Origin of the sequence: Bradyrhizobium sp. CCGUVB14, from assembly GCF_024199935.1 — a bacterium.
Classification (GTDB): Bacteria; Pseudomonadota; Alphaproteobacteria; order Rhizobiales; family Xanthobacteraceae; genus Bradyrhizobium.
Genome location: NZ_JANADS010000001.1, coordinates 7,201,413 through 7,227,897, shown reverse-complemented (window position 1 = coordinate 7,227,897; position 26,485 = coordinate 7,201,413). Strand labels below are relative to the sequence as shown.

At 63.5% G+C, this 26,485-nt stretch carries 19 protein-coding genes; 11 read left to right on the top strand and 8 right to left on the bottom strand.

Features of this window, described 5'->3' with window-relative positions:
• Positions 1-3: 3 nt before the first annotated feature.
• Genes NLM32_RS33820 through NLM32_RS33805 form a run of 4 tightly spaced genes read left to right on the top strand, consistent with a single transcriptional unit; the run spans position 4 to position 5,088 of the window.
• Entirely contained in the window at positions 4-1,245 is a 1,242-nt protein-coding gene (locus NLM32_RS33820) for an ABC transporter substrate-binding protein (protein WP_254133037.1), read from the top strand.
• Positions 1,246-1,274: 29 nt separating this feature from the next.
• Positions 1,275-2,222, top strand: coding sequence for a carbohydrate ABC transporter permease (locus tag NLM32_RS33815; RefSeq protein ID WP_254133036.1), 948 nt, complete (start codon positions 1,275-1,277; stop codon positions 2,220-2,222).
• Positions 2,219-3,073, top strand: a complete 855-nt coding sequence (locus tag NLM32_RS33810) for a carbohydrate ABC transporter permease (RefSeq protein WP_254133035.1) — start codon at positions 2,219-2,221, stop codon at positions 3,071-3,073. The genes NLM32_RS33815 and NLM32_RS33810 overlap by 4 nt, the downstream gene beginning before the upstream one ends.
• Positions 3,070-5,088: an alpha-glucosidase gene (locus tag NLM32_RS33805; RefSeq protein ID WP_256568605.1), complete on the top strand. Its 2,019-nt coding sequence runs from the start codon at positions 3,070-3,072 to the stop codon at positions 5,086-5,088. The genes NLM32_RS33810 and NLM32_RS33805 overlap by 4 nt, the downstream gene beginning before the upstream one ends.
• 88 nt (positions 5,089-5,176) lie before the next feature.
• On the opposite strand, the gene NLM32_RS33800 is transcribed toward NLM32_RS33805, so the two are convergent.
• Entirely contained in the window at positions 5,177-6,124 is a 948-nt protein-coding gene (locus tag NLM32_RS33800) for a 2-hydroxyacid dehydrogenase (RefSeq protein ID WP_254133033.1), read from the bottom strand.
• A 100-nt stretch (positions 6,125-6,224) separates the two neighbouring features.
• Between NLM32_RS33800 and NLM32_RS33795 the strand changes: the two genes are divergently transcribed.
• Positions 6,225-6,980, top strand: coding sequence for an SDR family oxidoreductase (locus NLM32_RS33795; protein WP_254133032.1), 756 nt, complete (start codon positions 6,225-6,227; stop codon positions 6,978-6,980).
• Positions 6,981-7,015: 35 nt separating this feature from the next.
• Positions 7,016-7,897 (top strand): NAD(P)-dependent oxidoreductase, encoded by an 882-nt coding sequence (locus NLM32_RS33790; protein WP_254133031.1) that lies wholly within the window; start codon positions 7,016-7,018, stop codon positions 7,895-7,897.
• 15 nt (positions 7,898-7,912) lie between these two features.
• Here NLM32_RS33790 and NLM32_RS33785 read toward each other — a convergent pair whose 3' ends face one another.
• The 6 genes from NLM32_RS33785 to NLM32_RS33760 all read right to left on the bottom strand — a co-directional run bounded on the left by NLM32_RS33785 (position 7,913) and on the right by NLM32_RS33760 (position 14,246).
• Positions 7,913-8,818 (bottom strand): SMP-30/gluconolactonase/LRE family protein, encoded by a 906-nt coding sequence (locus NLM32_RS33785; protein WP_254133030.1) that lies wholly within the window; start codon positions 8,816-8,818, stop codon positions 7,913-7,915.
• A gap of 18 nt (positions 8,819-8,836) precedes the next feature.
• Positions 8,837-9,175, bottom strand: coding sequence for a hypothetical protein (locus NLM32_RS33780; RefSeq protein ID WP_254133029.1), 339 nt, complete (start codon positions 9,173-9,175; stop codon positions 8,837-8,839).
• A gap of 108 nt (positions 9,176-9,283) precedes the next feature.
• Positions 9,284-10,369 (bottom strand): substrate-binding domain-containing protein, encoded by a 1,086-nt coding sequence (locus tag NLM32_RS33775; protein WP_375143654.1) that lies wholly within the window; start codon positions 10,367-10,369, stop codon positions 9,284-9,286.
• A 121-nt stretch (positions 10,370-10,490) separates the two neighbouring features.
• Positions 10,491-11,543 (bottom strand): ABC transporter permease, encoded by a 1,053-nt coding sequence (locus NLM32_RS33770; RefSeq protein WP_254133027.1) that lies wholly within the window; start codon positions 11,541-11,543, stop codon positions 10,491-10,493.
• Between the two features lie 51 nt (positions 11,544-11,594).
• Positions 11,595-13,094, bottom strand: a complete 1,500-nt coding sequence (locus tag NLM32_RS33765) for a sugar ABC transporter ATP-binding protein (protein ID WP_254133026.1) — start codon at positions 13,092-13,094, stop codon at positions 11,595-11,597.
• A 153-nt stretch (positions 13,095-13,247) separates the two neighbouring features.
• Positions 13,248-14,246, bottom strand: coding sequence for a LacI family DNA-binding transcriptional regulator (locus NLM32_RS33760; protein WP_254133025.1), 999 nt, complete (start codon positions 14,244-14,246; stop codon positions 13,248-13,250).
• Positions 14,247-14,867: 621 nt separating this feature from the next.
• On the opposite strand from NLM32_RS33760, the gene NLM32_RS33755 reads away from it, so the two are divergent.
• A complete protein-coding gene (locus NLM32_RS33755) occupies positions 14,868-16,463 on the top strand; it encodes a protease pro-enzyme activation domain-containing protein (RefSeq protein ID WP_254133024.1) in 1,596 nt (531 codons plus the stop codon).
• Positions 16,464-16,541: 78 nt separating this feature from the next.
• On the opposite strand, the gene NLM32_RS33750 is transcribed toward NLM32_RS33755, so the two are convergent.
• Positions 16,542-17,600 (bottom strand): LysR family transcriptional regulator, encoded by a 1,059-nt coding sequence (locus NLM32_RS33750; RefSeq protein ID WP_254133023.1) that lies wholly within the window; start codon positions 17,598-17,600, stop codon positions 16,542-16,544.
• A gap of 214 nt (positions 17,601-17,814) precedes the next feature.
• On the opposite strand from NLM32_RS33750, the gene NLM32_RS33745 reads away from it, so the two are divergent.
• The 4 genes from NLM32_RS33745 to NLM32_RS33730 all read left to right on the top strand — a co-directional run bounded on the left by NLM32_RS33745 (position 17,815) and on the right by NLM32_RS33730 (position 26,442).
• Positions 17,815-19,548 (top strand): alpha-keto acid decarboxylase family protein, encoded by a 1,734-nt coding sequence (locus NLM32_RS33745; protein ID WP_254133022.1) that lies wholly within the window; start codon positions 17,815-17,817, stop codon positions 19,546-19,548.
• Positions 19,549-19,817: 269 nt separating this feature from the next.
• Entirely contained in the window at positions 19,818-21,419 is a 1,602-nt protein-coding gene (locus NLM32_RS33740) for a S10 family peptidase (RefSeq protein ID WP_254133021.1), read from the top strand.
• Between the two features lie 89 nt (positions 21,420-21,508).
• Complete coding sequence (locus NLM32_RS33735; protein WP_254133020.1) at positions 21,509-25,282, top strand: LodA/GoxA family CTQ-dependent oxidase; 3,774 nt, start codon at positions 21,509-21,511, stop codon at positions 25,280-25,282.
• The gene (locus tag NLM32_RS33730; RefSeq protein WP_254133019.1) at positions 25,279-26,442 is read left to right on the top strand and encodes a tryptophan 7-halogenase; all 1,164 of its coding nucleotides are present in this window, start codon (positions 25,279-25,281) and stop codon (positions 26,440-26,442) included. The genes NLM32_RS33735 and NLM32_RS33730 overlap by 4 nt, the downstream gene beginning before the upstream one ends.
• Positions 26,443-26,485 lie beyond the last annotated feature (43 nt).

The window sequence follows — 26,485 nt, the reverse complement described above, 5'->3', positions numbered from 1 at the left end:
AATATGAGTGTGGCACGCATTTCAAAGATGGCGGGATGGCTGCTCGGATGCGCAGCGTGCGCATTCGCAACCGGCGCCGCCGCCGAGACCAATTTGAAGGTCTTCGTCACCAGCCAGGGCCAGCCCGGCATCTGGCGCACGCTGCTCGATCAATACGAGGCGCGTAATCCCGGCGTGAAGGTCAGTATTGAGCTCGGCGGCACGACCTCGGATCTGCAGGCGCAATATCTCAACACGGTGCTTACGGCAAAGGATTCCTCGCTCGACGTGCTGATGCTCGACGTGATCCGGCCAGCGCAGTTCGCGGCCGCGGGCTGGACCAGCCCGATCGCAAGCGACATGTCTTCTTATCTCCGCGCCTATGCCGAGGCGAACACGGTCGACGGCAAGGTGGTCGCGCTTCCCGCCTTTGCCGATTCCATGTTCCTCTATTATCGCAAGGACCTGCTCGACAAATACGGGCTGCAGCCGCCAAAGACCTGGGACGAGCTCGCGGACGCCGCCAAGAAGGTTGAGGACGGCGAGAAGAATCCGAACCTGCAGGGCCTGTCTTTCCAGGGCAAGGCGATCGAAGGCGCGGTCTGCACCTTCCTCGTGCCGTATTGGAGCCAGGGCAAGGTGGTGACCAAGGACGGCAAGCTCGATTTCGATCGTGACGCCGCGACGAAGTCGCTGGCGCTCTGGAAGGGCTTTGCCGACAGCGGCGTCGCCAAGAAGAACATCGCCGAGGTTGCAACCGACGACACGCGCAAGGAGTTTCAGGCCGGCAACGTCCTGTTCGCGGTGAACTGGGCCTACGCCTGGGCGATGTCGCAAGGCGCCGAGTCCGCGGTGGCCGGCAAGGTCGGTGTCGCGCGGCTTCCGGCGGTCAAGGGCGGCGAGCAGGCGACCTGCCTCGGCGGCTGGGAGTGGGGTGTGTCCGCCTTTTCCAAGAACCAGGAGGAAGCCAAGAAGCTGGTGGCGTATCTGTCGAGCTCCGAGGTCTCCAAATACGTGGCCATCAACGGCTCGCTGCTGCCGACCTACGGCACGCTCTACAAGGACGCCGACGTAACCAAGGCGGTGCCATGGTTCGCCGATGCTCAGGCGATCGTCGAGACCGCAAAACCGCGACCCGTGACGCCGCGTTACAACGAGGTCAGCGAAGCGATCCGGACCACGGTCAACGCGGTGCTGGCAGGTGCCACCACGCCGGCGGACGGCGCCGCCCAGATCGAGGCGCGCCTCAAGCGGATCATCCGCTAACGGCGTCCAGCACATCCGGGTTGGTCTGCATGACAACGACATCCACGGTCAAGAACGGAGCGGGCGGCGCTACCGCACGACGTGCGTTTCTGTCGCGCTGGTTCGATCCGGACGACACCACGCTTGCGGTGCTGCTGTTCTTGCCCGCCGCGATTCTGCTCGGGGTGATGATCGTCTATCCGGTGTCGCGGCTGATCTACACCAGCTTTCTCGACCTGTCGCTGACGTCGGGCCTGCCGGCGCGCTTTGCCGGGCTCGCGAACTTCAGGCAGATGCCTGACGATCCCGTGTTCTGGCAGGCGACCTGGAACACGGTGCTGATCACGCTCATCACCGTGCCCGGCTCGCTCGTCGTCGGGTTCGCGCTGGCGCTGCTCGCCAATTTGCCGTTCCAGATGAAATGGCCGGTGCGGCTCTCGCTGTTGATCCCCTGGGCACTGCCGCTCTCCTTCGCCGGCCTGATCTTCGGCTGGTTCTTCCATTCCGAGTATGGCGTCGTCAACGATGTGCTCAACCGGATCGGTTTGCCCGGCGTGATCTGGTTCAACTCGCCGCGTCTCGCCTTCGCCGCGATCTGCCTTGCGATCATCTGGAAGGCCTCGTCTTTCATGGCGATGATCATTCTCGCGGGCCTGCAGACCATTCCACGTTCGCTTTACGAGGCCGCGGACGTCGACGGCGCCGGCCGCGTGCGGCAGTTCTTCGAGATCACGCTGCCGCTGCTCAAGCCCACCATCGTGGTCGCGCTGATCTTCCGCACCATCACCGCGCTGCAGACCTTCGACATTCCCTACATGATGACGGGCGGCGGGCCGGGCACCGAAACCGCGACGCTCGCCATGTACATCCACCAGAATACCGTGTCGTTTCTCGACCTCGGCTACGGATCGGCGCTCGCGGTGGTGATGTTCGGACTGTCGATGCTGGTCACGGCGCTTTACCTGCGGATGATCCGCAGCAGCGGGGCTGCATCGTGAGCACGGCGGTCGCCTCCACCCTCAACTCGGTCCTGTCGGGAAAGCCGCTCCGGGCCATTGCCGCGCTCGTTCTCGTCGTCAACGGCCTGTTTCCGGCGGTGTGGATCCTGCTGACCTCGTTCAAGACCGAGGCGGAGCTCACGCAAAAGCCGATCACCTGGTTGCCGCACGCGGCGACGCTGCGGAACTACGTCCAGGCATTTTCCGACCAGCCGCTGCTCACCTTCCTGTTCAACAGCTTCATGGTCGCGCTGCTCTCGACTGCGCTCACGCTTCTGGTGTCGGTTCTCGCGGCCTATGCGCTGGCGCGGCTGAACCTGCGGTTCAGGGGGCTGATCATGTCCGTCATCATCGCGGTCTCGACCTTTCCGCTGGTGACGCTGCTGGTCCCTTTGTTCGAGACGATGCGTGCGCTCAATTTGCTCAACTCGTGGACGGCGCTGATCCTGCCCTACACTGTGCTCAGCCTGCCCGTGTGCACCCTGGTGCTGACGTCGTTCTTCGAAGGCATCCCGCGCGATCTGGAGAATGCCGCCATGATCGACGGCTGCACGCGATTTGGCGCGCTGTTCAGGGTTGTGGTGCCGCTGTCGGCACCAGGCGTCTTCACTGCCGGCATCCTCGCCTTCGTCAACGCCTGGGACGAATTCCTATTGGCCCTGTCGTTCAACTCCAATCCCGGATTGCGGACGCTGCCGGTTGGCATCCAGCTCTACCAGGGTGAGTTTGCGTTTCCCTGGCCGGTGATCTCGGCTGCGCTCGTCGTCGGCATCGTGCCTATCGCAATTCTGATCGTGATCTTCCAGGAGCGCGTCGTCTCGGGGCTGACCGCAGGCGGCATCAAGGGCTGACGGAAAGGCCAAGTGGAATGGACTTGAAACTCGAGACAACCCCATCCGGCTTTGCGCTTTCCATGTCGGGCCGCCGGATTCTCGCTCACAGTGCCGCGGCGCCGTGTTTCTTCGTCGGCCGAGGCGATGACAGCATCAAAATGCACCGCGGCCGCTTCGTAATCGAAGATCGCCTGGCCGAACGCTGCCCGCTCGGGCATGCCGAGATCGACGGCAACACGCTCCTGCTGTCCGCGGCCAAGGGGCAGCCTCCGCGCCTTGCCGTGACGCTCGAAGGCAATGCGTTGGCGCTACGGTCGCTCGATCCGTCCGTGAACCGATTCTGGCTGCGCGTCGCGGCTGACCGCGACGAGCATGTCTGGGGTGGCGGCGAGCAATTCTCCTATTTCGACCTGCGTGGCCGGCGGTTTCCGCTGTGGAGCTCCGAGCCGGGTGTCGGGCGCGACAAGACCACCGAGATCACCTTCAAGGCGGACGTGGCCGGGCAGGCGGGTGGCGACTACTATCACACCAACTATCCGCAGCCGACCTACCTGTCGTCGGCGCGCTACGCGCTTCACGTCGAGACGTCTGCTTACAGCGTGTTTGATTTTCGCGAATGTGAATTTCACGAGATCGAAGTCTGGGCCGTCCCTGAACGCATCGAGCTGTTTGCCGCTCCGACCTTCGTCGCGCTGGTGGAGACGCTGTCTGGTCGTTTCGGCCGCCAACCGCCGCTTCCGGAATGGATCTACAACGGCGCGATCGTCGGCCTGAAGGATGGCGCGAATTCGTTCACTCGCCTTGCGAAGATGCGCGCCGCCGGCGTCAAGGTGTCCGGCCTCTGGTGCGAGGATTGGGTCGGAATCCGGCCGACCGCCTTTGGTGCGCGGTTGTTCTGGGACTGGAAGGCCAACGAGACGCGTTATCCGGGCCTGCGGCAGCGCATCGCCGAATTGCACGACCAAGGCATCCGCTTTCTCGGTTACGTGAACCCGTATCTCTGTAACGACGGCGTCCTGTTCGAGGAGGCCGAGAATGCCGGTTACTTCGTCAAGGACGCCTCGGGGCGAACGGCCCTGATCGACTTCGGCGAGTTTCACTGCGGCACCGTCGATTTCACCAATCCGGACGCCGCGGCATGGTTCTCCGAGGAAATCATCGGCAAGAAGATGCTCGATTATGGTCTGTCCGGCTGGATGGCGGATTTCGGTGAGTATCTGCCGGTGGACGTGCGTCTCGCCAGCGGCGTCGATGCAAGGCTTGCGCACAACCTCTGGCCGACGCTGTGGGCCGAAGTGAACGCGAAGGCGGTGGCGAGCCGCGGCCGCACCGGAGAGGCCGTGTTCTTCATGCGGTCCGGCTTCACGGGTGTGCAGAAGTCGTGCCCGTGGCTTTGGGCCGGCGATCAATCGGTCGACTTTTCGCGGCATGACGGTCTGGTCACGGTGATCTGCGCCGCCCTGTCGTCGGGATTGCTCGGCAACGCGTTTCATCACTCCGACATCGGCGGCTACACCAGCCTGTTCGGCAATCTGCGCACGCCCGAGTTGCTGATGCGTTGGAGCGAGATGGCGGCCTTCACGCCCGTGATGCGCAGCCACGAAGGCAACAGGCCCCGTGACAATCTGCAGCTCGATGGCGATCCAGCGGTCCTCAAGCATTTCGCCAGGATGACTGCGATCTACGTTCACCTCTCGCCTTATCTAAGAACCTTGTCGCTGGAAGCTGCGCGTCTGGGCCTTCCGGTCCAACGTCCGCTGTTCCTCCATCACGAAGACGACCGGCGAACCTACGGCATTCAGGATTGCTATCTCTATGGCCGCGATCTGCTTGTCGCGCCCGTCTGGCAGGCTTCCCAGGATCAGCGGAGCCTCTACCTTCCGGCAGGGAGCGACTGGATCCATGTCTGGACCGGTCAGTCATTTGCAGGCGGGCAGGAGATATCGGTCGCTGCGCCGTTGGGACGACCTGCGGTGTTGTATCGGGCGGATAGCGAATTCAAACCGCTTTTTGCAGGATTGCGCGAGGTGTAGGGCCTCCTGGCTTGCGCGCGACTTTGTATCACCGGCTTGCAGGACGGGTGTAGAAGGTTCCTTCTGCGGCAGGTGCCCCGTCGAGAAGTCAGAGGATGGGACTGGGCAGCGTGCGGCCAGCGAAATGCGCGGCGAGATTGTCGCGCATCAACTGACCCATCGCCTTGCGGGTCTCGACCGTCCCGGAGGCGTGGTGAGGCTGCAGGAGGACATTCGGCAGCTCCAGGAATCTCGGGTTCAGGTTCGGTTCGCCCTCGAAGACATCGAGCGCCGCCGCGCCGAGCTTGCCGCTGGCAAGCGTCGAGATGAGTGCCTCTTCGTCGATGTTGGAGGCACGCGAGACGTTGACGAGCAGCCCGTTGGGGCCGAGCGCTTCAAGAACCGCAGGTCCGACGATGTGCCGCGTTGCCGCCGAGGCGGCGAGCGTGACGAACAGGACATCCGAACGCGCGGCGAGCGCGACCGGATCGGCGACGAAGGTCCAATCGCCGGCGTATGGCTTCGCCTCGATGTCGGAATAAGCGACGTCCATGTCGAAGCCGGCCAGCCGGCGCGCCACCTCAAACCCGATGCGTCCGAGGCCGAGGACGCCTGCGCGCTTGCCCCAGGCTCGTGTCCTCAGGGGATAGAGTCCCTTGGCGACCCATGAACCGTCCCGCACCCAGCGCTCGGCACCGTTCACGCCGCGCCATTGCGCGAGCATCATCGCGATCGCGAGGTCGGCTACGTCCTTCGTCAGCACGTCCGGCGTGTTGGTGACGCGGATGCCGCGCGACCGGCAGCTGTCCAGATGCACGGCATCGAAGCCGACGCCGTAGATCGAGATGATCTCGAGCTTTGGACATGCCGCGATGAGTTCCGCGTTCGCGCCGAGCTCGCCGCGCGTAGCGATGGCTCGCACGCGGGCTCCCACTTCGGCGAGGAGGGCGGGCTTGTCGGCCGCCTCGAAGTAGCGGTGCGCGATGTAGGTTTCATCAAGCGGGAGCTGATCCCATTCCGGATAGGGGCCCATCTGAAGGATTTCAGGCTTCGACATGCAGGTGAGCGCTCCTCTTTGGCGCGGTCTTGACAGTTTATGTTATCGATAACATAGTGTAGTGAGAGTGGTATGTCGAGCCGCAAGAAAAGGAAACAGGGTGGCAATCAAGTTGTTCGATCTGACAGGACGCCGAGCGCTGGTGACAGGATCTTCGCAAGGTATCGGCTTTGCGCTTGCGCGCGGCCTGTCCGAGGCCGGTGCGCAGGTCGTTCTCAACGGTCGCGACGAAGCCAAGCTTGCGGCTGCCGCGAGCTCCATTGCCGGCGCGCGAACGCTCGCCTTCGATGCCGCTGATCACGCCGCGGCCCGTACGGCCGTCGACCGCTTCGAGGCCGACATCGGGCCCATCGACATCCTCGTCAACAATGCCGGCATGCAGCACCGCGCGCCGCTCGAGGATTTCCCGGCGGACGCGTTCCAACGCCTGCTGCAAACCAACATCGCCTCGGTCTTCAATGTCGGCCAGGCCTGCGCGCGCCACATGATCGCGCGTGGCGCCGGGAAGATCATCAACATCGCGTCGGTGCAGACTGCGCTCGCGCGCCCGTCGATTGCGCCCTACACAGCGACGAAGGGCGCGGTCGGAAATCTGACGAAGGGCATGGCGACGGACTGGGCGAAACACGGCCTTCAGGTCAACGCGATCGCGCCCGGCTATTTCGATACGCCGCTCAATGCCGCGCTGGTTGCGGATTCCGCGTTCTCGGCCTGGCTCGAAAAGCGCACCCCCGCGGGCCGCTGGGGCAAGGTCGAGGAACTCGTCGGCGCCTGCATCTTCCTCGCTTCGGGCGCGTCCTCCTTCGTCAACGGGCACGTGCTCTATGTCGACGGCGGGATCACGGCCTCGCTCTGAGCCGTGCCGCCGAAACTCACCGCGGAGATGTCGAAATGCCCTGTTCAGTCGCATTGATCGGCGCCGGCGCCATGGGCGGCGCGATCGGAACTCGATTGGCTCAGACCAACACCCGCCTGTTGGTGTTCGATCTCGATGCTGCGAAGGTAGCTAGCCTCGTCGAAAAGGGCGCGACCGCGGCCACCACCGCTGCGAAGGCTGCGGCCGAAGCTGACGCCGTGATCCTCAGCCTCAACTCGCCCAAGATCGTCAGAGCCGCCGTGTTCGGACCGGCAGGCGTTGCCGAAGGCGCGCGGAAGGGCATGCTCATCATCGACATGTCGTCGATCGATCCGGAATCCACGCGCGCGCTGGCGAAGGACGCGGCCGCAGCCGGTCTGCGCTGGGTCGACAGTCCTCTGTCCGGCGGCGCGCCGAAAGCCTTGATCGGCCAGTTGACCTGCATGGCCGGTGGGGACGCTGCCGATGTCGCGGAGGCGCGGGCGGTGCTCGCCGAGGTCGCCTCGAATTTCACGCATATGGGTCCGAGCGGCGCAGGACAGACAACGAAACTGATCAACCAGGTTCTGTGCGCGCTCAACTTCGTCGCCGTTGCCGAGGCGACGGCGCTGGCCGAGGCCTCCGGCGTGGATGCGGCCAAGATTCCGCAAGCCTTGCTTGGCGGCCGCGCCGACAGCGCGATCCTCCAGGAATACATGCCGCGCTTTGCCGCGCGCGACTATCGTCCGACGGGCCGCATCGACAACATGGTGAAGGACCTGAACGGCGCGCAGGATCTTGCGCGCCAGACGGGCATCGCGATGCCGATGACTGTCGTCTGCGCCGAGATCCATCGCCTGCTGACCGCGACCGGGTGCGGGGCGATGGATCAGGCCGCGCTCATGGAATTCTGGGCGGCGCGCACGCCGCCCACCTGATGCGCCCGTGCGGGCTCAGGACAATCCGTGCGCGTTGACGAAGATCGCGTAGAGCGATGTCTGGGCGGTGATGTAGAGCCTGTTTCGTTTTGGTCCGCCGAAGGTCAGGTTGGAGACGATCTCAGGCACCGGAATGCGTCCGATCAGCGTGCCGTCGGGCGCATAGATGGCGACGGCATCCGCCGTCGACGTCCAGATATTGCCGTTCCGATCGACGCGGAATCCATCATAGAATCCGGCCGGTGAGGTCGCGAAGGTGCGGCCTTCGCTCACCGCAAGCCCGCTCGGTGCAACGTCGTAGGCGCGGATGATAGCCGGCAGGCCCGGCACGTGCGTCGCGCCCGTTTCGGCGACATAGAGCAGCCGTTCGTCGGGCGAGAAGGCGAGACCGTTCGGCTTCACCATGTCTGTCACAACCGCCGACAGTGCGCCGCTCGCCGGATCGAAACGATAGACGTTGCTGGCGCCGATCTCGCTGGGCCCGGCGTACCCTTCATACTCGCTGTCGATGCCGTAGGTCGGATCGGAGAACCAGATGGTTCCGTCCGACTTGACCACGACATCATTGGGAGAATTGAAACGCTTTCCTTCGAAGCGCTCGACCAGTCCCACCCAGCGGCCATCGGGCTCCAGCCGCGAGATGCGGCGGCCGCCGTGTTCGCAGGCGATCACACGTCCCTGCGCATCGCGGCTATGACCGTTGTGATAGCCGCAGGGGTTTTCGAACACCGAGACCGAACCGTCGGTCTCGTCGAAGCGCAACACGCGGTCATTGGGAATGTCGGACCACAGCAACGACTTGGCGGCCGGCACATAGACCGGGCCCTCGGCCCAGCGGCTGCCGGTCCAGAGCCTGTCGAGCTTGGCATGTCCGATGATCAGCGCCTGAAATCGCTGGTCGAGAACGTCGTAAGTGCTCACGGCGTCAGATCTCCGCGATCAGTCGGTCGGCAGCGCGAAATCATCGGCCTTGAAGACCGTGTGGAAGATGGAGCCGTCGAACATCTCCGTCAGCCCCTTGGTCACTTCGCGGCTCTCGAAGCGAACCGGCGAGGCGAGCGCTTGCTCGATGGCCTCGCGCGAGGGATAGCGGATCGCGAGCACCATCTCGTAACGCTGGGCGTCGCTGTCGCTTTCCTCCTGGCGCAGCACGCGAACCTCGTCGGCGCCGGGAAAGCGCGTCCACAGCGGCACGAGTTTCTCGCGCACATAGGCGGTGAATTCGGCTTCGCGTCCCGGCTTGATGCGGCCACTGAAAAAAGCGCAACGGATGAACATCGGTATTGGCTCGTCTGTCTGATGGAGTGGAAGAAAATCGGCGGTCAGCTTCCGGCCGACCGCCGAGGGAGCACGGTCATGCCGTGCTCGGGGTGAGGGGAAGGACGCTTAGAGGCCCCAGGCTTTCTTGTAGGCGTCGCGATAGCCATTGCCCGGGTCGAACGTATTGGTCGGGCCGCCGTCGAACTCGACATTGGCCTTGGTCACCACGTGCAGCGGCGAGACATAACCCGACCATTTCTCTCCGGCGATGGCGCGGTTCAATTCGTCGACGAGCTGCCAGCCCTGGAGGTTGAGTGGCTCGGCCACGGTGACAGCCTGGTAGGCGCCGGAGCGGATGCGTTGATAGGCGCTTTCGGAGCCGTCGCCCGCAGCGACATTGACGGGCGCGCCGGTGCCCTTGATGCCGGCCGCGGACAGCGAGGGCGCCATGAAGTCATAGTAGAGGTCGTTGATCGCAAGCGAATGCGTCCAGGCGGCGCCGTGCTTTTGCAGCAGCGAGGTGGTGAGCTGCGGCATGCGCGTCGAGGTCTCGGCGATCGGCGTATCGACCCATTCGAGAACCTTGCCGCCGAGCGCCTCGATCACCTCTTTCATCTTCTTGGCCTTGGCGATCGCGATCTCATAGGTCGAGTCGGTGAAGATGATCACGCCCGGCTTGCCCTTGGCATCGACGAACGCCCAGTTGGCCGCGGCGGTGGAGACGGCCATCGGATCGGTCGTCACATTGGCGAAGACGCCGGCTTCGGGCACTGGGCCGATGGCGGGAGCGGCGTGCCAGGAGACCATCGGAATCTTGGCGGCCTTGGCCGCCTCCATGCCAGGCTTCTGCTCGACCGCGTCGAAACCGCAGATCACGAGGCCGTCGGGCTTGAGCGTCATGGCCTGACCGAAGGCGGCGGTGCGGCCGGAGACCGAGCCGGCGCCATCAAGCGTGCGCACGGTCCAGCCGGCGGCCTTCGCCGCTTCCTCGATGCCCTTGGTGACGCCGAGCACACCGCCGTTCTTCATGTCGGAAGCAAGCACGACGATGGTCTTGCCCTTGGCGATCTTCGGAGCGGTGGTCGGACCGTCCCATTTGTCGACCTTGGAAGCATATTTCTCGACGAAGGCGTTGGCATCAGCGAGCGAGTCGGCGTGGGCGGAGGCAAGACCGAATGCGAGGCCGGCGACGACAGCGCCGGTTCGTATCATCGAATGCAACATAGAGCGTTCTCCTTGGTAAATTGCCGTTTCGGTTTCATCGCCGGCTTTGCGCCGGACTTTCCGTTGTGGCCGGCTCGTCGCCGGCCACGAACTCCATCGTTGGTTGGTTTCAAGCCCTGCGATCGGGTGCGCCGACCGGGACCTTCGCAACGGCCCCGCGCTTCCTCTGCGCGTATCCGGCCATTCCGATTGCGGCGAGCAGCGTGAGGCCGTTGAAAAGCGGCTCGACCCAGAAGGAGCCGCCGAACTGCTGAATGCCGGCGATGCCGACCGCGAGCACCGCGACGCCGACGATGGTGCCCCAGACGTTGACGCGGCCGGGCTTGATGGTGGTCGAACCGAGGAAGGCGCCGACCAGGGCGGGCAGGAGATATTCGAGGCCGACGCTCGCCTGGCCGATGCGCAGCTTCGAGGCAAGCAAAACGCCGGTGACAGCGGTGAGGATGCCCGAGGCCATGAAGGCGCCGACCGTGAAGCGCTGCACCGGAATGCCGTTGAGCGCGGCCGTCTTCGGGTTGGCACCGATGGCGTAAATGTAGCGGCCGAGCGGCAGATATTCGAACATCAGCCACATCGCCACCGCGAGAACGAGCACATAGAAGCCCGTGATCGGCAGGCCGAAGATCATCGTGCCGTTGAGCGCGAGGAACCCTTCCGGCAGCATCGCGACGACCTGCCGGCCGCCGGTGTGCCAAAGCGCCAGCGCATACAGCACCGTGCCGGTGCCGAGCGTGGCGATGAAGCTGTCGATGCGCGCGACTTCGACCAGCAGGCCGTTGAGAAGGCCGGTGAAGGCGCCCAGGCAGATGACGACGAGGACCGCGACCGGCCAGGGCAGGCCGAAGGCGGTTTGCAGGCTGATCACCAGGATGTGCCAGAGCACGATGCCATAGCCGACCGTGAGGTCGATCTTGCCGGCGGCCATCGGGATCATCGCTGCGAGCGACAGCATGGCGATGATCGACTTATCGGACACGATCGAGCGCAGGTTGAGCAGCGTCGGAAACGTGTTGGGCAGGAGGATCGAGAACAGCGCGATCAGCGCCACTGTGATGATCGGCAGGCCGTACACTGGCAGCAGCCGCGTGATCTTCTGCGACAGCGACGCGCCGGCGAGATCCGCGCGCGTTGGCTCCAGTGCGTTCGATTCGATCGAATTCATTCCCATGCGTTCCTCCCGGCGGGCCTCTCGCGAGCCCGTGCGATTTGTCCCTTACGCGGCCTCGGAGGCCGACGCGGCGGTGATCAGGGCTTCGGTCGTAAGGTTGTCGCCGGCGATCTCGGTGATGATCCGGCCGCGGTTGAAGACGAGCGCGCGATGGCAGATATGCGCAACTTCCTCGAAGTCGGTGGAGACGACGACGACGGCAAGTCCTTCGGTGATGGCGCGCGCGATCAGCCGATAGATCTCAGCTTTGGCGCCGACGTCGACGCCGGCAGTCGGATCCTCGGCCACCAGCAGCTTGCGGCCGGTGGCAAGCCAGCGTCCGACGACGACCTTCTGCTGATTGCCGCCGGACAGCCCCTCGATGGCGAGATGCGGATCATTGGGCCGCAGGCCCACGAGGGCGCCGAGCTTGACCGCCTCTTCCGCTTCGCGGCGCGGTGCAAGCACGTCGAACAGGCCGCGCCCGGAAGCGCCCGGGTTGAGGAAGGCATTCTCGCGGATCGACAAGGATGCCGCGATCGATTCCTCCGTTCGGTCGCGGGCAACCAGGCCAATGCCGCCGGCCATGGCGGTCACGGGGCTGGACAGATCGGGCGCCGTGCCGTCGATCAGGATCTCACCGCGATGCGCGACCGCGCCGAACAGCGCCCGGCCGACGTCCTCCTGGCCCGCGCCGCGCAAGCCCACGAGGCCGAGGAGTTCGCCCTCGCGCACGTCGAAATCCACAGGGCCGGCCTTCGGGGTGATCAATCCTCGCACCGTGACGCGGGTCTTGCCGGAGTGGGAAGCCGCTTTCTCGAACATGTCGAGCAGGGGCCTACCGACGATCAGCCGCACCAGATCTTCCGGCGAAGTCTCGCTGATCGCCTTCTCGCCGACGAGCTGGCCGTCGCGCAACACGACGACGCGGTCGGCGATGCGGAAGATCTCGTCGAGGCGGTGCGACACATAGATCATGCCGACGCCCTGCTCGCGCAGGCGCCGCAGCGCCGCGAACAGGCGCTCAACCTCATCTGCCGGCAGGCTCGCGGTCGGCTCGTCGAGCACGAGGAAATCGCAATTGACGACGAGCGCGCGGGCGATGGCGACCAGCGACTTCTCGGTGCGCGACAGGCTCGACACGCGCGTGGTCGGGTCGATATCGCAGCCCACGAGCGCGAGCGCTTTGGTCGCGCGCGCCTCGGCGCCGCGCCAGTCGATGAGGCCGAACGGCCGGGTTCGCGGAAAGCCCTGCGCGAGGCCGACATTCTCCGCCACCGTCATCCATTCGACGAGGCCGAGATCCTGATGGATGAAGGCGACAGGTTGGTGGTCGGCGCGGCCGCCGGGCGCATGGTGATAGGGCTCGCCTGCGATCGTCACCGCGCCGGCATCCGGACGATGGATGCCGCCGAGCACCTTGATGAGGGTCGACTTGCCCGCGCCGTTCTCGCCGAGCAGGGCGACGATTTCGCCGCGCCCGACGCCGAAGCTGACGCCTTTGAGCGCGCGAGTGCCGCCAAACGATTTGACGACTCCATCGAAGCGCAGCGCACCCGATGCCATGCCTGGCTCTCCTCCCGAAATCGCCAGCCGGCCGCGAACGATTGGGAGCATCTCCCGACCGTTGACCAGGCGCTTGGCGATCGTGATCCGTTATGGCGTCATATTTGTTATCGATAACACCGTACCCGGTCGGGCGACGCTGTCAAGCCGGGCTCAGCTGCTTTCGCGCTCGATGACCTCGAAGGGGACGATCAAGGTCTCGGGCCCGGGTCTCCGGCCTTCCCTCACATCGTCGATGGCGCGCAGCAGGACGCTGCCGGCTTCCAGTCCGATATTGCGGCAATCGACGGCGACGGTCGTGATCCTCGGCCAGGAGCAGCGCGAAACCTCGAAGTCGCCGAAGCCGGCCACCGCGATCCGGCCAGGGACTGCCCAGCCGCGGCGATGGCATTCCATGATCGCGCCAAAGGCAGACAGGTCGGAGACGCAAACGGCGGCGTCCACGTCCGGCCATTGCTCGATGAGCTGGACGATGGCCTCGCCGCCCTGTTGCATGGAGATTGGCGGATTGCCGAACGAGATCGTACGCCCGACCGGCAGGCCGAGCTCCTCGACGGCTCGCTTGTAGCCGAGCCGGCGATCTGCGCCGCGCGTGTCGCGCCTGCTTGCGCCGCCGATGAACGCAATGTTGCGGTAGCCCTTCTGATAGAGCCGGTGCACCAGCGCGCGCGACGCTTCGGCGTTGGAGAAGCCCACGACATGGTCGATCGGATCGGCAGGCAGATCCCAGGTCTCGACTACCGGAATGCCGGCGGATTGCAGCATCCGCCGCGCCTTCGGCGTGTGCCGGCCGTCGGTGACGATGATCCCGTCGGGCCGGCGCGTCAGCATCGCCCGCACGAGCTGCTCTTCCTTGTCGATATCGTAGTCGGTGTAGCCGAGAAGCATTTGCAGCCCCTGGCCTTCGATCGCCTCCGTGATCCCGCGCGCAGTGTCCGAGAAATTGGAGTTGTTGATGGAAGGGATGAGGGCCGCCACGAAACCCGTCCGCTTCGAGGACAGTGCGCCCGCAGACAGGTCGAGCACATATCCGAGCTCTTCGACGGCGGCGAGGATGCGCTGCCGCGTCTCCTGGGAGACGGCACCATCGCTCTTCAACGCACGCGAGACGGTCATGGTGGAAACGCCCGCCCGCGCCGCCACCTCAGCCATGGTCGCTGGCCGCTTGGGCGCCTTTCTGGTCGTCGTCCGAGTTCGCTTCATCTCAACGCGATGTCTGCTTGGTGTGTGTGGAGCCTGCCTCCGTGCCACGGGATTTGGCCTGCCGACGCTCGCGACAGCGAACGATGATCAGCTTACGGTATCGATAACAGTTTGCCGCGGCAATTGTTTTCGACGACTCTCTTGCCGACCTGGTTCTGCTTTGCGGTATCTCCTCGAATTGACCGACGATGGATCGGAGCGGTTGACAGTCGGCGATACCGCGCCGAATTTTCCAACGCGCTGAGCCTCAATCATAGAACTCGCACTTCTGGATCGCCACGGTCGCAGGAGCCCGATCGGTGTCAGCGAGTGTGTCGCCGCAGTCGTGCAATTGGTCAGCCGGCTCACATTGCGGCTCCTCCTTGGGGGCCTGTGCATTTCTGATCGAGCACAGAGAATTTATTGCGAATTCCCAGGAGAGCGGCGAGGGCTAAGCTCGCGTGCGGGTTGGCTTCGCCTCGTTTCAACGAGGTGCGGCATCAAAATGAAATTGCAAATGACGACGCCGAGAATTGTCACCTGAGCAAATTGCCATCCGAACAATGAACCTGTGAAACGAGGGCTGTAAAAATGACAGACAGAAAAATGTTTCCAAACAGCGTGGTCCCCATTCCGTCGTCGGGCGTGACGGCGCACGGCCTGATCGCCAGCGCGGCCGATCCGCGGCACCGCGACGAGAAGATGGACGTGAGTTTTGCGCTTGGCGTTGCGCCTGATGTCCAGAAGGAGCTGGAGGCGCGTGTCGACAAGGGCGAAACGATTTCGCCACAGGAGCTGAAGACGAAATACGCGGTCGATTCGGCCGCAGCCGGCGCGCTGGAGAGCTGGCTGAAGAAGGAGGGCTTCACCATCACGCAGGTGACGCCCGACCGCACCACCATCTACGCCACCGCTCCCGCTTCGCAGGTCGAGGCGAGCCTCGGCGTGCACATGGTGCGAGTCACGCGGGAGGGCCAGACATACACCGCGGCGTCCGACGTCCCGAGCCTGCCGGTGGATGTTGCTGGTGCGGTGGTGAATATCGGCGGGCTGCAACCCTATCGGCAAGCCCGCAAGCATCTCCGCTCGTACATGCAGGTGAAGTCGGAGGCGGCCGTGGAGCCGGCGATCGCCAACGCGCCGCCGTATCTGGCTCCGGAAATCCTGAAGGCCTACAGCGGCGCAGGGCTCGGCCTGAGCGGGAAGGGGCAGGAGATTGCCATCCTGATCGATACGTTCCCGCTGGACTCCGACCTGACGGCGTTTTGGACGGCCAACGGCGTTGCCGGCAGCATGGCGCGCATCACCAAGATCAACGTCAAGGGCGGAGCATTGCCTGCCCCCTCGGGCGAGGAGACGTTGGATGCGCAATGGGCGAGCACCATCGCTCCCGAGGCGAACGTGCGCATCTACGCCACCGGCACGCTCGCCTTTATCGATCTCGACCGCGCGCTCGACCGCATCTACGCCGACGCGCTGGCGCAACCGACTTTGCGTGTCGTGTCGATCAGCCTTGGCCTCAGTGAAGCCTTCATGACGCAGGGCGAAGTGAACGCCGAGGAGGCCCGTTTCGTCCGGTTCGCCGCCCTGGGCGTCAACGTGTTCGTGTCGACCGGCGATGCCGGGTCAAACCCGGGGCCGGACGGCCATCATGCCAACGGCCCGCTGGCGGCCGAGTGGATGGCGACCAGCCCGCACGTCGTGGCGGTCGGCGGCACGTCGCTGCGGCTGGCGGCGAACGGGCAGGTGGCGTCCGAAACCGGCTGGACGGGCAGCGGCGGTGGGAAGAGCAAATTCTTTCCGCGACCGTCGTGGCAACAGGGCAATGGTGTGCCGGCCGGCAATCAACGGATGGTCCCCGATGTCGGCGCTGCGGCGGATCCCAATGAAGGCGGCTTGATCATCCTCAACGGCCAGCGCTTGCAGTATGGCGGCACCAGCTGGAGCGCGCCGATCTGGGCCGGTTTGTGTGCGCTGATCAACGAGGCGCGGCAGAATAACCGCCAAGCACCGCTTCCCTATCTCAATCCGCTGATCTACCCGATGATCGGCAGCAACTGCTTCCGCGACATATTGACTCAAAGCAACGGCGCCTACAGTTGCGGGCCGGGTTATGACCTCGTCACCGGGATCGGGACGCCGGATTTGAAGCAACTCGTGACGAGACTGGCTGGTGTGAGCGCGTGACTTCTCGTCGTGCCGGTGGATGGTGGCTGGCCATTCATCGGCACGACGGTGCAGCCGGCGGAGGAGAGGCCCCGCAGCTCAGGCTTCCGGGGCCTCTTCTTCTTCCGCCGGCTGCACTTCCATCGGTTCACGCCCGGCGGCGTGGGAATGGCCCGCGAAGTGTTGCCGTTCGCGGCGGAAGATCTCGACGAGATAGTCGGCGACCGCGCGGACACGAGGCACTTTCGTCAGGTCGGGACGGATCAGAAGCCAGAGCTCGCGCTCGAGCATCGGCGCGTCGCAGTCGATCTCGGCAAGCTTGCGATCATTGTCGGCCAGATAGCGCGGCAGCAGCGCGATTCCGAAGCCTGCCCGTGTCGCAGCAGCCTGCGCGATCTGGCTGTTGGCGCGAAAGGAGAACCGGCGTCCCGGAAAATGCTGCTCGAGCCATTCGGCTTCGGCAATCGAATCGCCGTCCCTGTCGAAGCCGACAAGCGGCAATCGCGTCATCATGTCCGGTTCGGAGCGCAGGTTCGCAGCGACGTAGAGGCCAAAGTAGATCGTGCCCACGCGCCGGGCGGCGAGCTCACTGCCCTTAGGGTGACCGAAACGCAAGGCAATGTCGGCCTCTCTCCGGGCAAGGCTCAGGAGCCTGACATCGCCGATGAGCTCGAGATCTATTCCCGGATGACGTCGATGCAGCCCGTCCAGCCGGTCGATCAGGAATCCTTCGGCCAGGCTGCGTCCGGCCGTCAATCGCACGAGGCCGCTGAGTTCTGCGCTCGCATCGAGGCGCCGCAGAACCGAGAGCGCTGCGCTGTCCATCACCTTGGCTTCTTCCAGCACGGCCCTGCCGTCGGCCGTCAGCATGTAGCCTTCGGCGCGGCGCTCGAACAAGGCGCGCCCGAGAAGCGCCTCGAGGTGAGCAACTCGGCGGGACACCGTCGCATGATTGACGCGCAGCGCACGGGCAGTTGCGGACAGCGAGCGATGCCGCGCAAGCGCTGCGAAATAGCGCAAGTCTTCCCAGTCGAGATCGCCTGTGCATTTCTTATCAAGCATAGAGAATTTATAGCGAGTTCCCAAGACAGCGGCGAGGGCTAAACTCGCGTAATGGTAGAAAAAAAGAAGGGTGGGAAGCTGGCGATGCGCCGTCACCTCGCGCGCACGCTTCCCCGCTTAATACAGGGCGGAATTGCTCCTTTTTTCATCTTGCAGTCCGACTATCTCCAGGTGTGCGCCACTTGGTGGCGCCACACGATCAATCATCGATTGTTGCTGGTCTGTATGCCGTCTGGTCATGGCTGCTGCAGTATCCGGTTCGAGACAGCGGTAACGGCGGACGCCGAACCGGCGCTGGAGGTGGATGGCCATGCTTGAAAGGCCCCGCAACGGCACGGTGGCATCCTATCTCGTTACCCGCCTGGAGGAGCTCGGCATCGAGCATCTGTTCAACGTGCCGGGCAGTTATTGCAGTGGGATGCTTGCCGCGCTCGCCGGAAATTCCCGGCTGAAGGCTGTTTTCACGACGTATGAGATGGAGGCAGCGTATGCGGCCGACGCCTATGCCCGCATCCGGGGTTATGGCGCGATGTGCGGGACCTATGGCGTCGGCGCCTTGAGTGCGCTCAACGGCGTCACCGGCGCTTTTGTCGAGCGATGTCCGGTTGTCGTCATCAATGGAGGTCCCTCTACCAACCAGCTCGATCTCGAAGTCGATTACGGCATCATGTTCCTGCACTCGACCGGCCGGCTGAAGGCGGACCTGGCGATTTATGCGCAGGTGACGGCGGCGACAGCCGTGATCGAGCGGGCGGAGGAGGCGCCGGACAAGATCGACGAGGTCCTGATCGCCTGCATGACGCACCGGCGCCCGGTCTATCTCGAAATCAGCCAGGACTTGTGGGGGCAGTCCTGCCCCTTGCCGGTGGGGAAGCTCAGCGCCTCGCTGACGCCGGTCAATGCGGATTCGCTATCGGAATGCCTCGACGACGCCCTGGCGCGGCTTGCCGGCGCGCAGCGCCCTGTGGTGTGGGCCGGCGAAGAGCTCGACCGCTGGCAATTGCACGGGGAGTTCGCCGAGCTGTTGCGCGCGGGCGGGCTGCCTTACGTGACGACGCTGGCCGGAAAATCGGTGCTGGCCGAGACCACAAGGGGCTTCCTCGGCGTCTATGATGGACGGTTCGCGCCACCCGACCTTCAGGAATTCGTCGAGAGGGCCGATCTCGTCATTGCTCTGGGCACCGCGATCACGGATTTCGTCGGCGACATCGTCACGAAAGACTACAACAGCATGATACTTGCATCGCACGGTGGCATACGCATCGGGCATCACATCTACCCCGATGTCGGGCTCAGGGAGTTCGTGGTCGGGCTGACGTACCGGCTGGCAAGTCATGCGGCCGTGCCGCTTCGGTGGGACGGGACTGCCTTGCGACAGCCGGGCTCCAGCCCCTCTGCCGGCGATTCACCCATGACTTTCGATCTTCTGTTCGCGCGAATGTCGGATTTCGTGCGGGACAAGCTCGTCATCGCGGATACCGGCCTGTCGCTTTTCGCTTCCGCAGGACTGCCGATCGCCGCCCGGCAGGGATATGTGTCGCAATCCATCTGGATGTCGATCGGATACAGCCTTGGAGCTTCGGTCGGCGCAGCCTGCGCCGGCACCAGGCGGCCGGTCGTGTTCGTGGGAGACGCTGCCTTCCGTGAGGGGCCGCAGGTGCTCTCCACACTGGTTCAGTACAAACTGCCCGCGGTGATCTGCGTGATGAACAACGGGATCATGGGCATTCAGCAGTTCATGGGGCATCCTGAGTACTATGACAGCGCGCAGGGACAGCCGGACTATTACAATGCGCTCAGCCGCTGGGATTACGCCGCTCTGGCCCAGGCTTTCGGCGCACGGCATGCCCGGGCCAAAACGCTGGCCGAGCTCGACGAGGCACTGCGACAGGCGGCTGAGCTGACCGCGTCTCCGATCCTGATCGACGTCGTGCTCGATGAAAAGGATATCCCGCGCGTGATCCGTCACACGACCGGTCGTGCGGCTCCCTCGGCGGTTCAGGCGAATTTCGAGGCGCCCCTGTTGAGACGCATCGTGCCTTAGGGCGGAGCAGAGCTGCTTGCCCGACCGATCATTGCCTCGCCGGGAAGTTGAGCTGTGCGATTCTTATCATCCATTGAGAATTTATTGCGGGTTCCTCGCGAGCCCTTTGCAGCATAGCGTCCCACCGAGATCGTGGAAGGTGCTCGTTGCGGCCCTCTCGGGCCGCACGGCGCGATCACGACTGTTGTGACGAGACTGAATATTGCGGCAAGCGCATTAGCATTTCGACGGGACCAGCCGGCCAACATCCGATTTCAACGAGGTCATTCATGAGCCTGATGCCTTCTGAAGAACTGTCGTCGGACCAGCCGTTCATCGATACCGTCATCTACGGCTCGCGCAAGAACGACTCGATCACGGACGTCACGGAAAGGTCGGTTGCCACCCAGCATCAGCTCAAAATCGGGGGCGCGACGCTCAAATACACGGCCCGGGCCGGGCATCTGGTCACGGCCGACCTCTATAGCGGGCAGCCGGCGGCGAAGATATTCTATGTGGCGTTTACCGCGAACGTGAAGAGCGCAAAGGAGCGCCCTGTCACCTTCTTCTATAACGGAGGGCCAGGCTCGTCGTCAGTCTACCTGTTGCTCGGTTCGTTCGGCCCGCGCCGCATCAAGACCAGCCTGCCGGACTTCACGCCGCCCGCGCCCTACGCGCTGGAAGACAATCCTGATAGCCTACTCGATCATTCGGATCTGGTTTTCATCAATCCCGTCGGGACCGGCTATTCGGCTGCCATCGCGCCGAACAAGAACAGGGATTTCTGGGGTGTCGACCAGGACGCCCGGTGCATCAAACAGTTCATCAAGCGCTACCTGACCGTCTTCCAGCGCTGGAATTCGCCGAAATTCCTTTTTGGCGAGTCGTACGGCACGCCCAGAACTTGCGTCCTCACCTGGATGCTGCACGAGGATGGCGTGGACCTGAATGGCGTCGTCCTGCAATCCTCCATCCTGGACTATTCCAAGACGAGCAATCCAATCGGGATGCTGCCGACCCTGGCGGCTGACGCGCTCTTTCACCACAAGGTCAAGCCGGTGCCAGGCGACCTTGCTTCCTTCATGAAATCGGTCGAGGAATTCGCCCGTGGGGACTACGCTCAAGCGTTGCCTCGGTATCCACAGATTGATCAGGCGGTGCTTCGACGTCTGAGCGAAATGATTGGAATACCGGAAGTCGTCTTGAGCTACTGGAAGCTCAATCCCGCCGCCGGAGAGGGAACGGTTTTTCTGACAAGTCTACTCCAGAGCGATGGGAAGGCGATCGGCGCCTATGATGGGCGCGTTAAAGCGAGCGAACAGGGAATCGCCGGGTCGATTGATCCGAACTCCGGCAACAACGATCCGACGATGAACGCGATCGGCGGCGTCTATACCACCATGTGGAACGTCTATCTCAATGACGAGCTGAAATATACGTCGGTATCGCCATTTTTGGATTCGAACGATCAGGCGTTCAACAACTGGGATTTCGGTCACGTCGATCCAACAGGCGCACAGAAGGGTGGTGCCGACACCCTCTACACCGCTGGCGACCTTGCCGCAGCCATGGCGCTTAACCTCAATTTGAAAGTGTTTTCGGCCAACGGCTACTACGATGCCGTCACACCGTTCTTTCAAACGATCCTGAACTTCGAAAACATGCCCCTTGGCAGTTCGGATATGGCCGGCAGGATAACGATTCGAAATTATCCCTCGGGCCACATGGTCTATCTCGACAATGCTTCGAGGGCAGCGATGAAAGCGGACCTCGCCGGATTCTATGACGAGCTGGAGCCTCGACCGCTGGCCGTCGCATCAGCGTCAGCTCGGTCTGCTACCAGACTTCACGGCGTCCCGGTACGAAGGCGTATGAGCCGGACTCCCTACTGATCGTTTCGCAAGACCTTTCTGTTTCCTCATCGGGGGTTCATCAGCGCAAGCGAGATGGTAACCCCCGAGCATCTTGTGGGCCCGGCGTCATGACCATATTCAGAATTCATCCCGCCATCGGCGTCGCGCGTGTCGGCAATTCCGATGACTATGTCATCGCGCCGGAGACGATGGCGGGCAGCTTACTTCCCGGCGGCGGCCGTCTGACAGGCGGATTGCCGATCCGGCGCGGGACGGAGTCCGATCCCATTCGCAGCAGCGATCTTCGCGATGGGTCCGGGGCCCTGAAGCGTCACGCCGCGCGGTTTCGCCTTTTTTCCTACGCTGATGGCGGTTCGGAAAGCTGGCCCCGTGGCGACGGGCGCGAAGTGCGGATCGGCGACGAGATCGACGGGCGAAGGATCGCAGACATCATCTGGACCGTGCATGTCGCGAACAAGAAGACCAACTGGTTCATTCTCGCCGAGAGCGATCCGCAGGGAATCGCAAGCTACGAGGACGGGAATCTCCCCCCGATCCGAAATCCGTCCCTGACGCAGGCCGGCGCTCCGCAGCCGCCCGATAAGCTCGGAACGCTCGCTTCGCCGGATCGCTTGCGCAAGCTCGTGATCGATCCGGGCCCGCGTGTCGTATCCGGCGTGTCGGCAGCGCCTGTCCGCTTTGATGCACCGACACCTGCCAGATATTTCGACGGTGCCCGCGGAGCGGTCGTCGATATGCCGAACTACCCGAAATCGTTTCCATCCGATGACCTTGGGCAACTCGATTGCCCCTCTGGCGCGATCGACAGCCTGGGCGAAATTCAAACCGATTCCTCCGGCCGGCTTCTCGTGCTCGGCGGTCGCGGCCGCGCGGTTGCGTGGAAGATTGCGGGAAAGTCGCCCCTCGACGATGACGTCAACAACGATCAATGGTTCGACGACACGTCGGACGGGCCAGTCAGCGCGACGATCGTCTTCGAGGACGGCGGCCGCGCAGCCGCCCACGGCGCGTGGGTGACGGCGACCGATCCTTCCTTCGCGCCGCAAATCCTCAACGTCGTCTCGATGTGGGATGATGTCTACGACGTCTGGGTACGACAGCTCGAACTCGCCCCCGACATATTCGACAACGCGACCAAGGACTACAACCCGGCCTACATGCCCACTTTCGTCGACCAGGTTGCGCCCATCCTCAAAAGCGCGAGCCAGCAGCACTGGGTGGCCAATCTCAGCCAAACCGGCATCTCCGCACATGCTGCTTTGGCGCGGATTACGGAAACGACCGATCCCGCGCGGACGTCACTTGCGGGTCTTTCCGCAGTCTTCAGGGATCCGTCGCAGGATCAGAAGAGAAATACTACACTAATGCCCTTGCACCTCGGCGATGCAGATGAGTCGCTGCTCGCTCTGCGGAGAACGCAGTACTTCTTCCTGCAGCAATGGAACAAGGGGCTCGGCCATTTTCGGCCTGGCTTGAGCGCCCTCGGCCCGGGGGAGTTCCTCGACAAAGCGACGCTCGTCAATTGCATCGGCGGCAGGTTGAGCCCGGGGATCGATCTGACATTCGTGATGCGCGAGCCGGCGCTCTACGTACTTCCCTGGCAGACGTCGGGAGCCGGGCCGTTCAGAATTCGGGCGAAGGCGCTTGCTTACGATGCCGGACTCGCCGGCGGTAGACCATTCCTCAGTGTCGGTTACGTTCCTCGCCATGACGATCAGTCGGGTCTTGAGCCCGGTGATCTCTCCAAGTTCCTGGCCCTGCCGTGGCACACCGATTACAATTCTTGCGCAACCCATCCGCTCGATCCTCCTGTGGGCAAGACTCGGACCTTGTTCTGGTCGTGGCCGGCGCAGCGGCCAGTTGCGGTCTACGACGCATCCCAGGTGGGCTGGGGACCACGCGACCTCAACGATCCAACCGACGGCTTCCAGCTGGGGCCGCAGCTATGGTCGCTGCGCGGCTGGGGCACTGACGCTGCGGATGCGGAGAATTGGGGAAGATATCAAGAGCGCAAGGACATGCTCTACAACTGGCACCGCATCGGCACGGTGCTGCAGTCTCCGGCGATTGCCGATCTGCCCCAGTCCAGTCCACCTGGCACCAGCGTGCATGAAGACTGGTACCTCGAGGTCGAGAGCCTGCTGCGCGACACCGGCCAAACGCCGGTCGTGCCTTTCCCGAACTATGCCACGGAAATTCCCACTCCAGATCCGAAGCCGACACATGATGACGCCGGGCCGACCCCCGACAATCTGAATCCGGGTGCTGTTCGGGAGTTGTTTCATCAACTTCTCAACATCGACGAATATCCCGGAGCGCTGCGGAATGCGCGGCGCTATGTGGACTTCTGGTTGAAATGGGCCGAAGTCTTTTCGCTCGATCCCACGGTTGCCTCGTACGATCGCACGTTCTTCCCCTATTCGCCTCAGGTGATCGAGGACAGGATGCAGCTGATCTACCAGGAACTGTCGGATGATGCCGATCTCGTGGACCCCGACCCGTTGATCACGAACGTCGGGCAGATGATTACCCGTATCAAGCAGTTTACGCCGCTGAACTTGCTGGACGGCGCCTGGCTTCGCAACATCGGGAAGGCTGGCCCGACGGACGAAGTGCGCGCGCTGCTGTTTTCGATCTGGATGGACGAGTTCGGCGACGGGGAGGTGTCGAAAAACCACTGCAACATCTATCTCGACCTCTGTCATAGCGTCGGGTTCTATCCACCGGAGCTCACCAGCCGCGAGTTTGCGTTCGACGAGGAGCTTCTGGACAGCGCGTTTACGGTGCCGACCTTCGAGCTCGCGATCTCGGAGTTCACCGAGGAATACTATCCAGAGATCCTCGGCATGACGCTGCAGCTGGAGTGGGAAGTGCTCGGTCTCAAGCCAACCCGCGATCTCCTCGCGAGCTTGGGACTGAATTCGCATTTCTACGTCATGCATATCGGTATCGACAACGCCGTCAACGGCCACGGTCGTCGTGCGCTCGATGCGGTTCTGCTCTATCTCCAGACGATACAGGGGGCCGGTGGGACCGACGCGGTCAACAAGGCATGGCGGCGGATCTGGAACGGCTACGTCGCATTCGGGCAGATCGGAAGTTTGGGCGCGCAGCTCCATGATCTCATAACCAATCCTCCGAGCCTGGAAGAGAGGATGATCGCGCTCATCAAGAGCAAGGCCGATTTCGGCAGTCGAAACCACCAGGCCCACGCATTGCGCGGGACGCCGATCAACGAGCTTTTCGCCGTGCCGGACCAGTTCCTGCAGCTCATAAAGTCCGACCTGTTGACACCCGGTGATTGGGAGAACAGCAGGCTGAACCAGCTGATCCAGTTTCAGACAGGCGCGATGTTCAGGGTGTTTACCGATGATGAGATCGATCTCCTGAGGGACTATACCTTGTCCTTGGCCGGCGGTCCGAAGCCGCCTCCGCCAAAGGGGCTGCCACCCGCGGCTGCCATGGCGGCGGTGCTCAAGCAATTGAAGTCACAGCAGACAGGCACGCCCGGGCACACGGCGAATTCGCTCGCTGACGAGTCCGGAGTGGCGCATACGATCGCCTGGTGGTTCGATCAGCCGCCGGCTGCGTTCATGGCAGCTCTCGCATCGCCTCGTAACAACATGATCACGCCGGGAGATCCCGGGGCGAGCGCCTTCCTTACAACGTGGATTGCGCCCAATGGACCGATGGGAGGCGTATTTGGCCAGATGGCCGTGGACTCTCCCGGCATGACGTGTCGTGCAGTCGTTCAACGCTGGATCGCCAATGGTTGTCCGGCCGTCGACGAGGTCATTCGAATGCTGCGGCTCACCACGCCGTCGCCGAAGCGGCAGCGGCACAAGACCGGACGCATGTTTGGGATGGGTAGTGTCCATTGAGCGGAGCGATCAGGAGCGACGTCGTCGTGGTCGGTGGAGGAATTGCCGCCTGCGCTACCGCTATCGCGCTCGCTCGAACAGGCGTCAGGACCGGCCTGTCCTATTCCGTAACCACCAGACCGCGGCTGGCGGTCGGTGAGACCGTCCCGCCCGATGTACGGAAACTTCTCGGTGAACTAGGGGCTTGGGAGAAGTTTCTCGAGCAAAGGCATGAGGCATGCCTCGGCAGTTGTTCGGCATGGGGCGGGACGGAGCTGGGTCATAATGATTTCGTATTGAATCCGCAGGGCAGCGGTTGGCACCTGGACCGCGCCCGGTTCGAGGCACTGCTGCTCGGAGAAGCAGAAAGCCGCGGCGTGGCCCTTTTCCCGATCGCCAAATGCGCCTCACTGGAGCAGGCTGCGGACGGAGGCATCGTTCTCGGCGCGATCACCCCGAGCGGGGACGGCCGGCATCTCACGGCGCGCTACATCGTCGATGCCACCGGATCACGCTCGGTGATTGCACGCCAGATGGGCGCGCGCCAGATCCCGCTGGATCGATTGAGCTTTGTCTACGGCTTCTTCGATGCGCCGGAGGCGGCCGCTCCCTCGCAACTTACTCTGCTCGAAGCGCAGGAGCTCGGCTGGTGGTACAAGGCGCGGTTGCCCGATCGCAGGCTCGCCATCGCCTTTGCCTCGGACGCCTCGATCATTCGGGACCATAATCTTGCGCACGCGAGCGAGTGGCTCGCTCTTCTCCGCACGACGAGCCATGTGGCGCAGGCGATCGAAGGATATCGGCTGAAGGATATCGTCGTGCGCGCCGCACCAAGCTTTCGCCTGGACCGCGTCACCGGCGCCAATTGGTTGGCCGTAGGAGATGCGGCCGCGGCCTGTGATCCAATTTCCTCACAGGGCATCATGAACGCGTTGGAGGACGGCATTCGCGCCGCCGCTGCAATTGCCGGCGTCCTCGGCGGGCGTTCCGACGGCAAGGATCGCTACGCCCGATATCTCGACGCCCGATACACCGAATATGTGGTGAACCGAAACTATCTCTATGGCCTGGAGCGGCGTTGGCCGAAATCGCCGTTCTGGCAACGACGATACGCTCGCAGCGGCGCAGCGCAATCTGCCGAGGAGAGGGTTGTGCAACAACGGATGTTGGTCGCCTCTTGAAATGCGCATATCAATTAAAAGTAGTGATTGATAGATGGAGCAT

Coding starts and splice junctions, on each gene's coding strand:
- NLM32_RS33735 (WP_254133020.1), top strand. CDS start 21,509: ATGACCATATTCAGAATTCATCCCGCCATCGGCGTCGCGCGTGTCGGC.
- NLM32_RS33740 (WP_254133021.1), top strand. CDS start 19,818: ATGAGCCTGATGCCTTCTGAAGAACTGTCGTCGGACCAGCCGTTCATC.
- NLM32_RS33770 (WP_254133027.1), bottom strand. CDS start 11,543: ATGAATTCGATCGAATCGAACGCACTGGAGCCAACGCGCGCGGATCTC.
- NLM32_RS33765 (WP_254133026.1), bottom strand. CDS start 13,094: ATGGCATCGGGTGCGCTGCGCTTCGATGGAGTCGTCAAATCGTTTGGC.
- NLM32_RS33815 (WP_254133036.1), top strand. CDS start 1,275: ATGACAACGACATCCACGGTCAAGAACGGAGCGGGCGGCGCTACCGCA.
- NLM32_RS33800 (WP_254133033.1), bottom strand. CDS start 6,124: ATGTCGAAGCCTGAAATCCTTCAGATGGGCCCCTATCCGGAATGGGAT.
- NLM32_RS33780 (WP_254133029.1), bottom strand. CDS start 9,175: ATGTTCATCCGTTGCGCTTTTTTCAGTGGCCGCATCAAGCCGGGACGC.
- NLM32_RS33755 (WP_254133024.1), top strand. CDS start 14,868: ATGACAGACAGAAAAATGTTTCCAAACAGCGTGGTCCCCATTCCGTCG.
- NLM32_RS33760 (WP_254133025.1), bottom strand. CDS start 14,246: ATGGCTGAGGTGGCGGCGCGGGCGGGCGTTTCCACCATGACCGTCTCG.
- NLM32_RS33775 (WP_375143654.1), bottom strand. CDS start 10,369: ATGATACGAACCGGCGCTGTCGTCGCCGGCCTCGCATTCGGTCTTGCC.
- NLM32_RS33745 (WP_254133022.1), top strand. CDS start 17,815: ATGCTTGAAAGGCCCCGCAACGGCACGGTGGCATCCTATCTCGTTACC.
- NLM32_RS33790 (WP_254133031.1), top strand. CDS start 7,016: ATGCCCTGTTCAGTCGCATTGATCGGCGCCGGCGCCATGGGCGGCGCG.
- NLM32_RS33820 (WP_254133037.1), top strand. CDS start 4: ATGAGTGTGGCACGCATTTCAAAGATGGCGGGATGGCTGCTCGGATGC.